The organism is Pantoea sp. UBA4549 (assembly GCF_002387285.1).
Classification (GTDB): Bacteria; Pseudomonadota; Gammaproteobacteria; order Enterobacterales; family Enterobacteriaceae; genus Pantoea; species Pantoea borealis.
Window position 1 is genome coordinate 415540 of sequence record NZ_DGLH01000005.1, and the last position, 13396, is coordinate 428935.

Annotated in this window: 16 protein-coding genes and 1 riboswitch; of the genes, 10 read left to right on the plus strand and 6 right to left on the minus strand. The window is 56.5% G+C overall.

Features of this window, described 5'->3' with window-relative positions; all coding sequences use genetic code 11:
• Positions 1–2: 2 nt before the first annotated feature.
• The 4 genes from B3041_RS03210 to B3041_RS03225 are packed head-to-tail and all read right to left on the minus strand — an operon-like array spanning position 3 to position 3929.
• A complete protein-coding gene (locus tag B3041_RS03210) occupies positions 3–950 on the minus strand; it encodes a carbohydrate kinase family protein (protein ID WP_292969194.1) in 948 nt (315 codons plus the stop codon).
• Positions 947–1786: a carbohydrate ABC transporter permease gene (locus B3041_RS03215; protein ID WP_292969197.1), complete on the minus strand. Its 840-nt coding sequence runs from the start codon at positions 1784–1786 to the stop codon at positions 947–949. Before B3041_RS03215 ends, B3041_RS03210 begins: the two co-directional genes overlap by 4 nt.
• Positions 1776–2684, minus strand: coding sequence for a carbohydrate ABC transporter permease (locus tag B3041_RS03220; RefSeq protein ID WP_065647480.1), 909 nt, complete (start codon positions 2682–2684; stop codon positions 1776–1778). The genes B3041_RS03215 and B3041_RS03220 overlap by 11 nt, the downstream gene beginning before the upstream one ends.
• Positions 2685–2693: 9 nt before the next feature.
• Positions 2694–3929, minus strand: a complete 1236-nt coding sequence (locus B3041_RS03225; RefSeq protein ID WP_292969200.1) for an extracellular solute-binding protein — start codon at positions 3927–3929, stop codon at positions 2694–2696.
• A gap of 257 nt (positions 3930–4186) precedes the next feature.
• Between B3041_RS03225 and B3041_RS03230 the strand changes: the two genes are divergently transcribed.
• The 3 genes from B3041_RS03230 to B3041_RS03240 all read left to right on the plus strand — a co-directional run bounded on the left by B3041_RS03230 (position 4187) and on the right by B3041_RS03240 (position 6850).
• Entirely contained in the window at positions 4187–5356 is a 1170-nt protein-coding gene (locus tag B3041_RS03230; protein ID WP_065647478.1) for an ROK family transcriptional regulator, read from the plus strand.
• Positions 5357–5358: 2 nt separating this feature from the next.
• The gene (locus B3041_RS03235) at positions 5359–5811 is read left to right on the plus strand and encodes an acyltransferase (RefSeq protein ID WP_292969301.1); all 453 of its coding nucleotides are present in this window, start codon (positions 5359–5361) and stop codon (positions 5809–5811) included.
• Positions 5812–5914: 103 nt separating this feature from the next.
• Positions 5915–6850: an ROK family protein gene (locus tag B3041_RS03240; RefSeq protein ID WP_292969203.1), complete on the plus strand. Its 936-nt coding sequence runs from the start codon at positions 5915–5917 to the stop codon at positions 6848–6850.
• Here B3041_RS03240 and B3041_RS03245 read toward each other — a convergent pair.
• Complete coding sequence (locus B3041_RS03245; RefSeq protein WP_065647476.1) at positions 6844–7725, minus strand: LysR family transcriptional regulator; 882 nt, start codon at positions 7723–7725, stop codon at positions 6844–6846. The genes B3041_RS03240 and B3041_RS03245 overlap by 7 nt on opposite strands.
• A 121-nt stretch (positions 7726–7846) precedes the next feature.
• On the opposite strand from B3041_RS03245, the gene B3041_RS03250 reads away from it, so the two are divergent.
• Both B3041_RS03250 and B3041_RS03255 read left to right on the plus strand, forming a co-directional pair.
• A complete protein-coding gene (locus tag B3041_RS03250) occupies positions 7847–8572 on the plus strand; it encodes a pirin family protein (RefSeq protein ID WP_292969206.1) in 726 nt (241 codons plus the stop codon).
• 267 nt (positions 8573–8839) lie between these two features.
• A complete protein-coding gene (locus B3041_RS03255; protein WP_065647474.1) occupies positions 8840–9052 on the plus strand; it encodes a glycine zipper 2TM domain-containing protein in 213 nt (70 codons plus the stop codon).
• A 116-nt stretch (positions 9053–9168) separates the two neighbouring features.
• Here the strand turns inward: B3041_RS03255 and B3041_RS03260 are convergent, their stop codons facing one another.
• The gene (locus B3041_RS03260) at positions 9169–9606 is read right to left on the minus strand and encodes a 6,7-dimethyl-8-ribityllumazine synthase (protein ID WP_065647473.1); all 438 of its coding nucleotides are present in this window, start codon (positions 9604–9606) and stop codon (positions 9169–9171) included.
• 463 nt (positions 9607–10069) lie between these two features.
• On the opposite strand from B3041_RS03260, the gene B3041_RS03265 reads away from it, so the two are divergent.
• The 5 genes from B3041_RS03265 to B3041_RS03285 all read left to right on the plus strand — a co-directional run bounded on the left by B3041_RS03265 (position 10070) and on the right by B3041_RS03285 (position 13294).
• On the plus strand, positions 10070–10315 hold the full coding sequence (locus B3041_RS03265) for a type II toxin-antitoxin system Phd/YefM family antitoxin (RefSeq protein ID WP_065647655.1): 246 nt from the start codon (positions 10070–10072) through the stop codon (positions 10313–10315).
• Positions 10308–10739, plus strand: a complete 432-nt coding sequence (locus tag B3041_RS03270; RefSeq protein ID WP_292969213.1) for a type II toxin-antitoxin system VapC family toxin — start codon at positions 10308–10310, stop codon at positions 10737–10739. The genes B3041_RS03265 and B3041_RS03270 overlap by 8 nt, the downstream gene beginning before the upstream one ends.
• 424 nt (positions 10740–11163) lie before the next feature.
• Positions 11164–11284, plus strand: a riboswitch (TPP riboswitch).
• A 122-nt stretch (positions 11285–11406) separates the two neighbouring features.
• A complete protein-coding gene (locus tag B3041_RS03275) occupies positions 11407–12351 on the plus strand; it encodes an FAD-dependent oxidoreductase (RefSeq protein WP_292969216.1) in 945 nt (314 codons plus the stop codon).
• Positions 12335–12532, plus strand: coding sequence for a sulfur carrier protein ThiS (gene thiS / locus B3041_RS03280; protein ID WP_065647470.1), 198 nt, complete (start codon positions 12335–12337; stop codon positions 12530–12532). Before B3041_RS03275 ends, thiS begins: the two co-directional genes overlap by 17 nt.
• A 3-nt stretch (positions 12533–12535) precedes the next feature.
• Positions 12536–13294: a thiazole synthase gene (locus B3041_RS03285; RefSeq protein WP_292969220.1), complete on the plus strand. Its 759-nt coding sequence runs from the start codon at positions 12536–12538 to the stop codon at positions 13292–13294.
• The last annotated feature ends 102 nt before the right edge of the window (positions 13295–13396 follow it).

Below are 13396 nucleotides of genomic sequence, written 5' to 3' on the forward strand. Positions count from 1 at the left end.
AATTACTTCTCCTCTGCAGAAAATGGCAGCTGCTGCCAGCCGGGATAGCGGCGTGGCTGGGTGCTGATCGCCTGTGATGCCACGGCAATACCCCATTGCAGCGCGCGGCTTAGCGGCTGATGATGCAACAACGCGGTGAGAAAGCCGGCGTTGAAACTGTCACCGGCGCCTATGGTATCCATGACGGTGACGGCAGCGGCAGGCTGTTCCAGCCAGTGTGCTCCCTGCCAGCAGGCGGCACCTGCGGCACCGCGTTTCACCACGCAACCGCCACGTCCGCTCAGTGCCCCCGCCAGCTGCCGGGCACTCTCCGGCAGCGTCACCGCCGCGCCAAGTCCCTGCGTTTCGGCTTCATTCAGCAGCAGCCAGTCGCAGAAGGGCAGCCACCGGGCAACCTGCTGCCGTACTGCTGTGCTCCAGCCCTGCGGAGGCCAGCCGGTATCAACGGCGGTTATAAAGCCGCGCCGCTGCAGTTCTTCCAGCAGTGCGGCATAGTGCGAACTGAGTGCCAGGCAAAGAAAGGTGCCGCACAGCAGAACAATATCTCCCGGTACGGCACGCAGCGGAATTTGATCCAGTACGTCATCCGCGCTGAGTTGCGCTACGTGACCAAAATTGCTCAGAAATGAGCGCTCGTGATCGCTGTGCGTAATGCCAACGGTAATGGAGGTTTCGCAGGCGTAGCGTGTCCAGTGCGCCGCGCTGTGAGGAAAATAGCCCGCCAGCCAGGCGCTGAGGCCATCATCACCCTGATTGGCGACAGCGCGATGACGAACCTGCATCGCCTCCAGCGCCAGCGCACAGTTGCCCGCTGAGCCGCCCGGACGCAGTTCACTCTGAGGAAGCATGACTTCGGTCCCGCGCTGCGGCCAGCTATCCAGTGTGCCCATAATTAAATCGGCGTTAACGTTCCCGACGACGTAGAGCGTCGCGTTGCAGTCAGTTGTCATCCTTTACTCCCGCCGCTGGCCAGCCCGCTTACCAGCGTTTTCTGCAGCCAGACAGCAATTAACAGAGGGGGAACCGAAGCCAGAATGCCAACCGCGGCAATCAGGCCATCATCGGTTGCGCGTCCGGCAGTAAAGCCGGCAATGGTCACCGGCAGCGTTTGCGCCGTAATATTGCTGGTGAAGAGCAGGGCGTAGAAAAACTCATCCCACGCCAGCAGCCAGCCAAACAGCGCCGCTGCGCCCAGAACCGGTTTTGCCAGCGGCAGTGTGATCCGCAGCAGCACCTGCCACACTCGCAGACCGTCGAGCCGGGCAGCCTGTTCAATATCACGCGGCAGGGTGTCGAACTGGTTTTTGAGCATCCAGGTCAGAAACGGCAGGATCAGCGAGCAGTAAACAATCATCAGACCCGGGCGGGTGTTCAGCAGATCCAGCTGCTGCAGCAGAAAGTAGAGCGGCAGTACAAAAGCGACCGGCGGCACCATGTAGATCGCCAGCGCCGCAAACAGCCAGCCGTCGCGTCCGGGGTAGCGGGAAAAGCTAAAAGCGGCAGGGATCGCCAGCAGCAGACAGACCAGCGTTCCGCCCGTGGCAACCAGCAGGCTATTACCCAGCGCGTGCAGAAACAGGGTTCCCGGTTCACCCGGGGCCAGTGACAAAAGCCGGCCATAGCGGCTGAAATCCCACTGGCGCGGTATCCACTCCAGCGGCACGCGCGTCAGGTCGCTGGTGGCGCTGACGCTCATCAGAAACAGCCAGCCCATCGGGGCCAGAACCGACAGCGCTACGGCAGCCGCCGCCACGTATTTAGCAACAGACATCACCTTATGCTTCATGCGCAGACCCCCGGCGCCGCTGCCGCCATAGCAGCAGCATATAGAGCGCGATCAGCACCGCACATAAAAGCGTCATCAGGATGGCGTAAGCCGCCCCGCTGCCGGCGCGCAGATAGCTGAAGGACTCCTGATAGACGTAGAAACTGAGCGTTTTGGTGCTATCTACCGGCCCGCCACGGGTCATGACATAGATGATGTCGAATATTTTGAATGCATCAATCGTGCGCAGCACCAGCGCCACGCTGAGCGCCCCGACAATGGCCGGAAAAGTGATGGCGCGAAACCGTCGCCAGGCAGAGGCGCCATCCAGACGCGCTGCCTCAAAGAGATCGTCCGGAATCGACTGCAGCGCTGCCAGCACCAGTAGCGTGACCAGCGGATAGTTTTTCCATACATCAGCAAACATCACAGCGTTAAGCGCTGAGTCGGGCGAACCCAGCCAGCTGCGATAGCCATCCAGGATCCCCAGCTGCGTCAGCAGCGCGTTCACGCTGCCGTAGTCCGGATTAAAATTCAGCCGCCACATCATCGCATTCACGATAGTCGGCAGCGCCCACGGCAGGATCACCAGCACACGCAGCACGTTGCGGCCGGCAAACCGCTGATTAAGCAGCAGCGCCACCAGCACGCCAATGACGCCTTCGAAAGCAACCGACACCAGCGTAAAATAGAGCGTGCGCCACAGTGAAAGCCGGAAATCGGGATCGCTTAAGGCGTACAGGTAGTTCTCCAGTCCTGTCCAGCCGGGCGCATCGCCGCTGCCGATCAGGGCTGCGTCGGTAAAACTCAGCCAGATCGTACGCATTAGTGGCCAGGCGGTAAGCAGCAGCATGACCACCAGCATGGGTGCCAGCAGCACCCATGCCTGCCGTCGCTCGCGTTGACGCAAACTCAGCATGCCTGCTCCTTAGCGCAGCCGCGCAGCACTTTTATCAACCGCCTGCATGGCCGCTTCCGGGGTCGCGCCGCCGGTCAGCACCTGCTGCAGCTGCTGCTGCAGCGTGCTGGACAGCCGCGAATAGTCCGCGGTTTCCGGACGTGACAGCATGACGCTCAGTGAGGTGTTCGCGGCTTTAATCAGGCTCTCCTGATCTTTCATCACCGCCGTATCCTGATAGGAGCTTTTCCAGATAGGCAGGCTCAGGCGCGCATAATTGTTCTGCACCGGCTGGGACGTCATGTAACGGATGTACTGCCACGCCTGATCGGCATGGGTGCTGCCGCTGGCGATACCGAGGCCCATTGAGCCATTAACCGCGCCCGCTTTGCCCGGTGCATCGCCGGGCGCAGGCATAATGCCGACCTGACCCGCAACGTTGCTCTGTTTTGCATCGTTGGCCATGTTGTACATATAAGTCCAGTTCAGCGCGAACGCAGCGTCGCCGTTAGAGAACGCTTTGCGCACATCTTCTTCCAGATACTCACGTGAAGCGGGGTTAGTCAGTCCGTCATCAAGCGAGCTTTTCATCAGTTTCACCGCCTGCAGTGAAGCGGGGCTGGAGAAGCTAAGCTTACCGTTCTGATAGAACTGCCCGCCAAAGCCGGAGACCAGGGTGGTGTAGTCGCATACCAGCGCTTCCGCCTGAGACCAGCTCCACACCAGCGGATAATTCACGATCTTTTTCTCTTTAATAATGCGCGCGTCATCCATTACCTGCTGCCAGGTTTGCGGCAGGTCGCGAATACCCGCTTTCTCCAGCATCGCTTTGTTGTAGTAAAGGTATTTGGTATCCAGAATCCACGGCATACCGAGCGTTTTACCGTTGAACACCACGGTTTTCAGTGCGCCGGGGAAAATCTGCGCCTTGTCTTCGGCGCTGATACGGCTGCTGACATCCTGCAGCAGGTTAAATTTTGTGAATTCCGCCGGCCAGATCGCATCAAACAGCACCACGTCGTAGCCGTTTCCGCCTGCGCCACGCGCCGCGACAATCTTGTCGTGCAACGCTTCATACGGCACAAACTCAAGGTTGACCTTTACGTCCGGATGCGCTTTTTCAAACGCCTGCGTCATGGCGCGAATATCGCTCTCGCTATAGGCCGCCTGAGTCATAAACAGCGCATTGAGTGAGGTCGCCGCCGTGGCGCTGGCAGCGCTGGCGAGCAGAAACAGTGCCAAACAACCGTGAACCGATTTTTTCATGATATGTCCGCCTGAAAGCTATGAGAGATTAATTAAATCAATTTGATTGATTTAATAACGCGCGCAAAATGAGTGCGTCAGTTGCCATGCCACAGAAAGGTAAGCAAGCGATGTGCCAGAAACGATCTGCTGCGGGTCCTGCTTCTACTTTGCACGTTTTCCCGCCGCTGTCAGGTAAACAGGTTGTAAAATGTGCCAGCGATCATAGATATTGTGGCGGTGGCAGAGCGGCCAGGCGCCAGAAGGAAAACAGCACGATGAGAACATCAGGGACTAACCTCGAACATGCACGGGCGCATAACCGACGCGTAATCATTGAGGCCATTCGCCTGCACGGTGAGCTGACACGTGCTGAACTGGCGCGGCTCACGGCGCTGACCGCGCAGACGGTGTCAAATATCGTCGCTGAACTTGAACAGGCGGAATTGCTGATAAGCCACGGACCGCGACGTCAGGGACGCGGGCAGCCTGCTATTCCGGTAACGCTTAATCCGGCCAGCGCGTTCTCAATCGGTATTCATCTTGATCACCAGACGTTGCTGATTGTGCTGGTGGATTTAACCGGCGAGACCCATTTTCGCCGTCTCATTATGGTGCAAAAGCCGGAGCCTGCTGCCACCTTAGCGCGCATTGCCACGGTGCTGGACGAGATTAAATCACAGCTGGGTAACCGCTGGCGCAAAGTGCTGGGTATCGGCGTGGTGATGCCAGGGCCCTTTGGCGTTGAGGGGCTCTCTTCACTGGGGCCTACCACGCTGCACGGCTGGGAAGATGTGGATATTGCAGGCGAGCTGGCGGCGCTCAGCCAGCTGCCGGTAACGCTGGAAAATGATGCCACGGTGGCGGCAATTGGTGAACGCTTTCACGGCGTGGCGCGTCATCTTAACTCGTTTATCTATCTCTACATTGGTACCGGGCTGGGCGCGGGCATTATTGTTGATGGTCACGTGTGTAGCGGTGATGCACACAACGCCGGCGAAGTGGGCCATATGGTGGTGGATCCCGGCGGGCGCGCCTGCTACTGCGGCAATCAGGGGTGTCTGGAGCGCTATGTCTCGCTGCAGGCGGCTTATGAATTCTGCGGGCTTGATCCCATGACCGCGCTGCCGGACGATTTGCTGGCGGTGCCTGCAGACACATTTGACGCGTGGATCGCTACTGCGCTGACGCCGCTGCGTCAGGCCATCAATATGCTGGAGTGCATCTTTGACGCGGAGAGCGTGATTATTGGCGGTATGATCCCTGCAGCCCTGCTGGAAAAGATTGTTGCGCGCCTGCCGCCGCTCTATCAGTCTGTGCGCGGGCGCTACCTGACCGGCACGCGCATACGTACCGGAATGAGCGGCAGTGATACCGCCGCGCTGGGTGCCGCGGCGCTGCCGCTGTTTGATGAGTTTAATCCGCAATTTCAGGTATTGATGAAATGAGTATGATGATGCGTCAGGCTGGCGTGGTGAATGTGCGCGCCGGACAGAATGTGACGGTGGTTGAGCCGGTTAATCTTTATGGATGCAGGCTGGACGATGAGGTATTTGTCGGCCCGTTCACCGAAATACAGGCGCATACTACCGTCGGACACGGCACGCGGGTGCAGTCGCACAGTTTTATTTGTGAATATGTCACGATTGGCGCGCGCTGCTTTATTGGTCATGGCGTCATGTTCGCCAATGATATGTTTCGCGAGGGCAAACCCGACGCCGATCGCGCCAGCTGGGGTCGTATTGTGCTGGGGGATGACGTCTCTGTAGGGAGTGGTGCCACTATTCTGGCGGTCACCATCTGCAGCGGCGCGGTGATCGGCGCCGGTAGCGTGGTCACACGCGATATTACTGAAAAAGGCGTTTACGCCGGTAATCCTGCGCGGCTGCTGCGCACGCTTTAGCCTTAGATTGCGCCGATGCGAAAAAACCTGTCCGGCCCGTTTCCTGTCGGCGTTATTTTATTTACATTGCCAGCACCTTTTTGCTGACTCAGCGGACTCTGCAATGACCAGCTCTTCCTTACCGGTAATCTGCCTCGATCTTGGCGGTTCATTTATCAAACTCGGCGTGATGACACAGCCTGAGCAAATTCAGCTGCTCGATCAGCAGCCGATGCCCGCCCGGTCATGGGAAACGTTTTGCGCCACCGTCAGCGACACGATCGCCAGACATCAGGCTCATTTCAGCGCGCACTCCCCGGTCGCGGTGTCCACCGCCGGGATCGTAGCGCCGCTGAGTGGCGAAATGTTTGCCAGTAACATACCCGCTTTTCACGGGCGGCACATGGCGCAGGAACTTGCCGTACATCTGCAGCGTCCGGTCACGGTCCATAACGATGCTGACTGCTTTGCCGTTGCGGAGGCGCTGGCCGGGGCCGGACAGGGGCATAAAGTGGTGCTGGGCGCTATTCTGGGCTCAGGCGTGGGCGGCGGGCTGGTCGCTGATGGCCGGTTGATCACCGGACAGAATGGCTTAACCGGTGAATGGGGACATGGCCCGATCACTCTGCGTGAAGTTGATATTGACGGCAAAACGGTCGCCATACCGCGGCAGCCGTGCCCGTGCGGTCAGGTCGGCTGTCTTGATACCTATGGCGGCGCGCGCGGTCTGGAAACCCTGCATCGCGTACTGCATGATGAAGCGCTCAGCAGCAAAGCGATCGTTTCGCGCTGGCAGGCAGACGAAAAACAGGCGCAGCAGACGCTACAGGCGTGGCTCCAGCTCGTGAGTGAACCGCTGGCCTATACCGTTAATATCACCGGAGCCAGCTGCGTCGCCGTGGGGGGCGGACTCGCCTCCACTGAACCGCTGATAGCCGCCCTTAACGAGGCGGTACAGCAGCGGGTACTGCGACGTACGCCGCAGCCGCTGGTGATCCCCGGCCGACATGCCCATCAGGGAGGCATGCTGGGCGCAGCGCTGCTGGCGCTGGCTCACTGAGCCGCCATTTTTTGCTGCAAAAACGCAATAAACTGCCGGTGGATCTCGCTGCGCTGGCGATGCTGCGGATAGAGCGCATTAAGATGCAGTGAGGCGGGCTGCCACGCATCCAGCACGCGAATTAATTCACCGCTGGCCAGCGCCGGCGCCACAATGAATTCCGGCAGCAGGATCAGCCCAAGCCCGGCAATTGCCGCGTCGCGCAGCATTTCACCATTGTTGCTGACCATGGGCCCCTGCACTGCAATGACGCTGCGCTGCCCGTCTCTGAACAGCTCCCAGCCCTGCTGACTTTCGCGGCCGTAGCGCAGGCAGCGGTGCTGCGACAGCTCCGAAGGCGTCTCCGGCGCACCGGCGCCCTGAATATAGGCGGGACTGCCGCAGATCACCCGCCGGAACTCTCCCAGCCGGCGTGCAATCAGGCTGGAGTCGGGCAGGGTGCCAATACGAATGGCCATATCAAATCCTTCTCCCACCATATCCACATAGCGGTCGGCCAGCTCGACCTGAAATTGCAGCCCCGGATGCAGCGTGAGAAATTCGGCAATATAAGGGGACAGATGCGTGATGCCGAATGACATCGGCACGCTCAGGCGAAAGCTGCCCTGCAAAGCCTGATGACGACCGGATACCGCCAGTTCTGCCTCCTGCACATCATCCAGTATGCGCTGAGCATGACGCGCAAACAGCAGACCATTTTCTGTCACCGAAAGCTTGCGGGTATTGCGGTTAAGCAGGCGGGTGCCCAGCGCCGCTTCCAGCGCCGCCATGCGCCGGCTGACATACTGCTTGGAAAGCATCAGCTGTTCAGCTGCTGCACTGAAGTTGCCGGTATTGATAACAGCAACGTAAATCCGGAGATCGTCTATCTGCATAATGTCCACTAAATCGTGACAGTGATTGTCATTTCAGCACATTGTTGAGCAAATCAGTTTACGTATACTGAATCACATCAGGAAGCAAAATCGCTTTTCCTTACTTATTCAGGAGCAGATCATGATTGAACAACGCCTCTCACATCAGCGCGGCACCGGCGATCACGGCTGGCTGCATTCCCGTCATACGTTTTCGTTTGCCGGTTACCGCGACCCGCAGCAGGTGGGTTTCTCCGACCTGCTGGTGATCAACGATGACCGCGTTGCGTCCGGGCGCGGCTTTGGTGCTCACCCGCACAACAATATGGAGATCATCTCTTATGTGCTGGAAGGCGCGCTGGAGCACAAAGATTCAATGGGCACCGGTTCCGTTATCGTACCGGGTGACGTGCAGCTGATGAGCGCCGGCAGCGGCGTGACGCACAGCGAGTTTAACCACTCGAAAAATGACAACGTGCATTTTCTGCAGATCTGGATTGTTCCGGCAGAGCGTAACACCCCGCCCGGCTATCAGCAGGTTTCGGTGGCGGAAGAGGAAAAACGCGGCAAACTGCGCCTGATTGTCTCTCCGCAGGGTGACGCCGGTTCGCTGCAGGTGCGTCAGGACATGCGCATCTATGCCGGTTTGTTCACGGGTGATGAGCAGCAAACGCTGACGCTGGCAGCCGATCGCTACGCCTATATTCACGTGGCGCGCGGCAGTATCAACGTTAATGGTGTGAGCTTCAACGCAGGCGACGGCGCGCGGGTGCGTAATGAAACGGCGCTGACCTTTGCGCAGGGTAATGATGCAGAGGTGCTGGTGTTCGATCTGCGCCCGCTTGAAGTCAATCATCCTCAGCGTTAATAGTAAAAAAGGGTAGCGTGCCGCAGCGGGCTACCCTTTATTCAGAACTGTTCTCCATTATTTCCTCACGGTTGACTGTTTTCTCAGCGCTCAATTCTGAACCCGTACAGGGCCACGCTAAAATAAGAATTTTTACCTTCCTTTAATTTTAGTCACGCTTTAAATTTGCATCCTGAGACCCATGCTATCTTTCGGCAAAGGGCGATCAAATAACAAACAACATTAACCTGATTGCATTCCATTTTTTAAATGGTAATGAGGATTTTGATGACTTTAAAACGCAGCTTTAATATTGTTGCCGTGCTGGTGCTGGCTTTTTCTGTTACCGCATGCAGCGGCATGTCACACCGTGGTAAAAATACCGCAATTGGCGCTGGCGTCGGCGCACTGGGCGGTGCCGTGCTGACCGGTGGCAGTACCTTCGGTACGCTGGGCGGGGCGGCTATTGGCGGATTGATTGGCCATGAAGCAAGTCGTTAAACAGTAAATATGACAGGACGCGCATGATGAAATTATTGCGCGTCCTGTAAATAAGCTTATTTCTGCATTGCACGCCATTATCAAACAGGCGGAACAAACGTAATGCTTTATCAGCCTTAATCAATATTAAGCTGATGAATAGCCAGCACGGCTCGCGCAGCTTCTTTTCCCTTCTTAATAAAATGTTCGGTATAAAAAGATTCCAGTTCATTGACCGGCTGAAAATTATGTGGCGTCAGTGAAACGGAAAATACCGGTACGTTGGTACTGAGCTGCACGCTCATCAGGCCATCAACCACCGCCTGCGCAACAAAATCGTGACGGTAAATTCCGCCATCTACAACCAGTGCTGCACAAACGATAGCGTCAAAACGTCCGGTTTCGGCCAGGCGCTTTGCCAGCAGCGGCATTTCAAAAGCGCCGGGCACATCATAGGTTTTGAGCACGCTGTCGACGCCCTGCTCATTGAATTCACTGACAAAACCCGCCAGCGCATTGTTCACAATATCTTTATGCCAGCCAGCCTTGATAAAGGCGATTTTAATCTGTTCCATAAGTCTTCCGTCATTGGCCAAAGTAGAGTAGTCGGATAATTATCCGTAAATTTTCATCATTTTCATTAACATGAGTGTGTATAACATAGCCTGGTTGCGCGATCCACTCCGTTGCGATGCAGGTTTTTCATGTCACCTGCGGGCCGAAATCACGCTCCGGACATAGGGTGAAAACGAAAACTATTTTGAGTCGATGCTAAGCGCTCAAAGCTGATCAAGAACATCCGGGACTGAACGCTTTGCACCCATTAGCCCGTTGGCGATATCAATGGCAATTTTCACCCCTGTTTAACTTTGTTTGATGCAAATTTTCCGATCCCGAATATTCGTCCATTGCATAGAGAAAACATCGGTTATCCCCTAAGAGTAATTAGATCAAGGGGTTAACTAAAATATGACCCCTTGACCACTTTTATCAGGTAGGTGATAATATGACCTCATGACCACAATTAGTGAGGTTAGTATGAAAGTTCTGAACGTAGCCGAATCGAAAGCTCGTTACTCTCAGCTTTTGAGTTCAGCGAGTAGTGGTGAAAGTTTCATCATTGCTAACCACGGCGATCCGATAGCCATGATCGTTCCTTATAAATCAGCGCCTCTGCTAAACCGTGTCGGCTTTTTAGATCACAAAAAGTATGCCATTCCTGAGAATTTCAACGATTTCATGTCAGATGAAATTCAGTCGATGTTTGAAGGTGGCAATGACTAGTCCTGTAAGAACGCGGAACATCTTTAATCGTTATCTTCTTGATACTCATTATCTTATCTGGGCTTGCGCAGACTCTAAGCGTCTTCCGCAAGCCTGTTTCGATCTGATTGTTGATCCCTTAAATGAGCTATATTTTTCCGCCGCATCTATTCATGAAATCGCCATAAAATTCGCATTAGAGAAACCTCATTTTACGGTTGATCCAGAGGAGATATTGCGCGGATTGCTCGCAAACGGTTATAACGAACTTCCCATTTCATCACATCACACCGTAAGTCTTAAGCGTTTGCCTCGTGATATGCACGGCGATCCGTTTGACCGGCTGATCGTTGCTCAGGCGAACATGGAGGCGCTGACCTTAATCACGGATGATGAAAAAATTATTCGATATTGTTCGGATTACATTCCGATGAAAACGTTCTGATAAAACACACCCGTCCCGAGCGGTTTTTTTTATGGGCTACATTCATGGCTGAAACAATGACCGGGATCTGGGCGGCGTGCCCGGTCGCACCTTCAGCAAGGTTCATTACCGCAGCATTACCCGCACACAGGAAGCAGCCAAAGCCCTCGCCGCGACGATTCAAGGCTTTGAGTCTTTTATGATCACCAGACGTAAACGTGGCATTACATTCTCTGTTTTCATGAAAAATATATTAATTGAATGTGATCTCATTTCTGGCCTCAGACGCTAATAAGCCATAAAGTCGTGTTCAAAACGGCTTCTAAGTTATTGTTTATAAGTGGTGAGAAACCGCAAAAAGTCGTTTTTTGCAGTGCAAAATTTAAGCTCCTGAAGAGAACCTTAAAAGGCGCGCCTTGACGGCGTGATGCGGCTTGAATAAAACTAAAGATGTCGGGGGAGTCTCGCCCCAGAGACTGAGAGGCTGATAGCGCAACCGCGCGGTTCAGCGACCCTTTGAACCTGACCCAGTTGATACTGGCGTAGGAAGACTGAGGGCGCCCGACCGGTGCCGTCCTGGATGTTGCAGCAAACGGCTGTACCTCCCTATCTCCCTTCCTGTATCTACGGGTCTCAGTCAACACTGAGAGGCCGATGTGACCCTTCTTTTTTATCCGGAAACCGGACAATGAGCCGCTGGAGCGTGTTAGGCGCAGGCGTCAGCGGACTATGCGTGGCCACTCTGCTGGCGGAGCGTGGTGAATCCGTTGAAGTCATCGATGACGCGCAGCGTCCGCCTGCCTCGTGGTATGCCGGCGGCATGCTGGCACCCTGGTGTGAAGCAGAAAGCGCGCCCGCCGAGGTTATTTCACTGGGTCAGCATGCCGCCCGCTGGTGGCAGCAGCGCGTCAGCGGCGTTGAGCATCAGGGTACGCTGGTGCTGGCTCCGCCACGCGACAGTCAGGAACTGAACCGTTTTGCGCGCCTCACCCTCGCGCATCAGTGGGTCAATCCGGCAGAGGTAGAGCCGGCGCTGGAAGATCGTTTCGCACGGGGGCTGCTGTTTGCGGGCGAAGCACATCTTGATCCCCGGCTGGCACTCACCGAACTGCGTCAGAACCTTGAAGCTCAGGGTACAACGTTCCATCACGCTACGCCTTCGGGCCAGATTATCGATTGTCGCGGCATTCATGCCCGCGCTGCGTTGCCATCATTACGGGCGGTGCGTGGTGAAATGATTATTTTACAGAGTCAGGAACTGCATTTTTCGCGACCGCTTCGCCTGCTGCATCCGCGCTTTCCCTGCTATCTGGTCCCGCGGCGCAACGGCTGTTTCATGCTGGGAGCCACCATGATCGAGAGCGATGATGACAGCGCGATCAGCGCCCGCGCGATGATGGAGCTGCTGAGCGCCGCGTGGACGATACATCCGGCGCTGGCTGAAGCGCGCATCATTGAGAGCGCCAGTGGCCTGCGGCCCGCCTGGCCGGACAACCTGCCCGAAATTCGTTATCAAAACGGTATTCACTATCTTAACGGCATGTATCGCCACGGCTTTCTGCTGGCGCCGATGCTGGCAGAGCAGCTGATGCAACAACTGACTCAGGAGACCCCTTATGCAAATCCAGCTTAACGGACAGACCATTGAAACGCAGGCGCAGACAGTGAGCGAACTGCTGCAGGAGCAGCAGATTGATGCCAGCTGCGTGGCGACAGCGCTGAATGGCAACTTCGTGCCCAGAAGCGCTTATCCGCACCAGTCGCTGGCGGCAGGCTGCCAGCTGGAAGTGCTGTCGCCGATGCAGGGAGGGTAAGGCATGTTTTATGATTTTGCAGGCACATCGCGCTTTCTGCTCGGGACCGCCGGGTATCCGTCACCGGCCATTCTGCAGCAGGCCATAGCGGCGGCAGGCAGTGAAATTATCACCGTAAGCTTGCGGCGGGAAGGCAGTGCGGGTGCCGCGTTTCGCGAACTGCTGACCAGCCTGAACGTCCGCGTACTGCCAAATACTGCAGGCTGCCACACGGTGAAAGAAGCGGTCACCACGGCGCATATGGCGCGCGAACTGTTTAATACTGCCTGGATCAAACTTGAGGTGATCGGGCACGCTGATACGCTGCAGCCCGATCCGTTTGCGCTGGTGGAAGCCGCACGCATCCTGTGCGCCGAAGGCTTCAGCGTGTTTCCCTATACCACAGAAGATCTGATTGTTGGCGAGAAACTGCTGGCTGCCGGCTGTGAGTTATTAATGCCCTGGGGGGCGCCGATTGGCTCCGGGCAGGGGCTGCGTAACATTGACGGGCTGCGCGCCATGCGGGCGTGGTTCCCGGATACACCGCTGATTATCGATGCCGGCATCGGTGCGCCTTCACAGGCGGTGCAGGCGATGGAGCTGGGCTTTGATGGCATCCTGCTTAACACTGCCGTCGCGAAAGCGGGCGATCCCATCCGCATGGCAGCGGCGTTCAGCCAGGCGATTGCTGCGGGGCGCAGCGCCTGTGAGGCGGGGCTGATGGAAAAGCGCGACATGGCGATGGCGTCAACGCCGATATTTGGTCTGGCCACGCTGAGCTGAGGAGAACAGGATGGAACGCTATCAGCGACAAATGATGTTGCCGGAAATTGGTGAGTCAGGACAGCGTAAACTGATGCAGGCGCGCGTGCTGATAGCAGGCGC

Bases quoted from the DNA above. Each gene is read 5' to 3' on its own strand.
- B3041_RS03260 (WP_065647473.1), bottom strand. From the start codon at position 9,606: ATGGAACAGATTAAAATCGCCTTTATCAAGGCTGGCTGGCATAAAGAT.
- B3041_RS03265 (WP_065647655.1), top strand. From the start codon at position 10,070: ATGAAAGTTCTGAACGTAGCCGAATCGAAAGCTCGTTACTCTCAGCTT.
- B3041_RS03285 (WP_292969220.1), top strand. From the start codon at position 12,536: ATGTTTTATGATTTTGCAGGCACATCGCGCTTTCTGCTCGGGACCGCC.
- B3041_RS03230 (WP_065647478.1), top strand. From the start codon at position 4,187: ATGAGAACATCAGGGACTAACCTCGAACATGCACGGGCGCATAACCGA.
- thiS (WP_065647470.1), top strand. From the start codon at position 12,335: ATGCAAATCCAGCTTAACGGACAGACCATTGAAACGCAGGCGCAGACA.
- B3041_RS03215 (WP_292969197.1), bottom strand. From the start codon at position 1,786: ATGAAGCATAAGGTGATGTCTGTTGCTAAATACGTGGCGGCGGCTGCC.
- B3041_RS03270 (WP_292969213.1), top strand. From the start codon at position 10,308: ATGACTAGTCCTGTAAGAACGCGGAACATCTTTAATCGTTATCTTCTT.
- B3041_RS03275 (WP_292969216.1), top strand. From the start codon at position 11,407: ATGAGCCGCTGGAGCGTGTTAGGCGCAGGCGTCAGCGGACTATGCGTG.
- B3041_RS03220 (WP_065647480.1), bottom strand. From the start codon at position 2,684: ATGCTGAGTTTGCGTCAACGCGAGCGACGGCAGGCATGGGTGCTGCTG.
- B3041_RS03255 (WP_065647474.1), top strand. From the start codon at position 8,840: ATGACTTTAAAACGCAGCTTTAATATTGTTGCCGTGCTGGTGCTGGCT.
- B3041_RS03250 (WP_292969206.1), top strand. From the start codon at position 7,847: ATGATTGAACAACGCCTCTCACATCAGCGCGGCACCGGCGATCACGGC.
- B3041_RS03235 (WP_292969301.1), top strand. From the start codon at position 5,359: ATGATGATGCGTCAGGCTGGCGTGGTGAATGTGCGCGCCGGACAGAAT.
- B3041_RS03225 (WP_292969200.1), bottom strand. From the start codon at position 3,929: ATGAAAAAATCGGTTCACGGTTGTTTGGCACTGTTTCTGCTCGCCAGC.
- B3041_RS03245 (WP_065647476.1), bottom strand. From the start codon at position 7,725: ATGCAGATAGACGATCTCCGGATTTACGTTGCTGTTATCAATACCGGC.
- B3041_RS03240 (WP_292969203.1), top strand. From the start codon at position 5,915: ATGACCAGCTCTTCCTTACCGGTAATCTGCCTCGATCTTGGCGGTTCA.
- B3041_RS03210 (WP_292969194.1), bottom strand. From the start codon at position 950: ATGACAACTGACTGCAACGCGACGCTCTACGTCGTCGGGAACGTTAAC.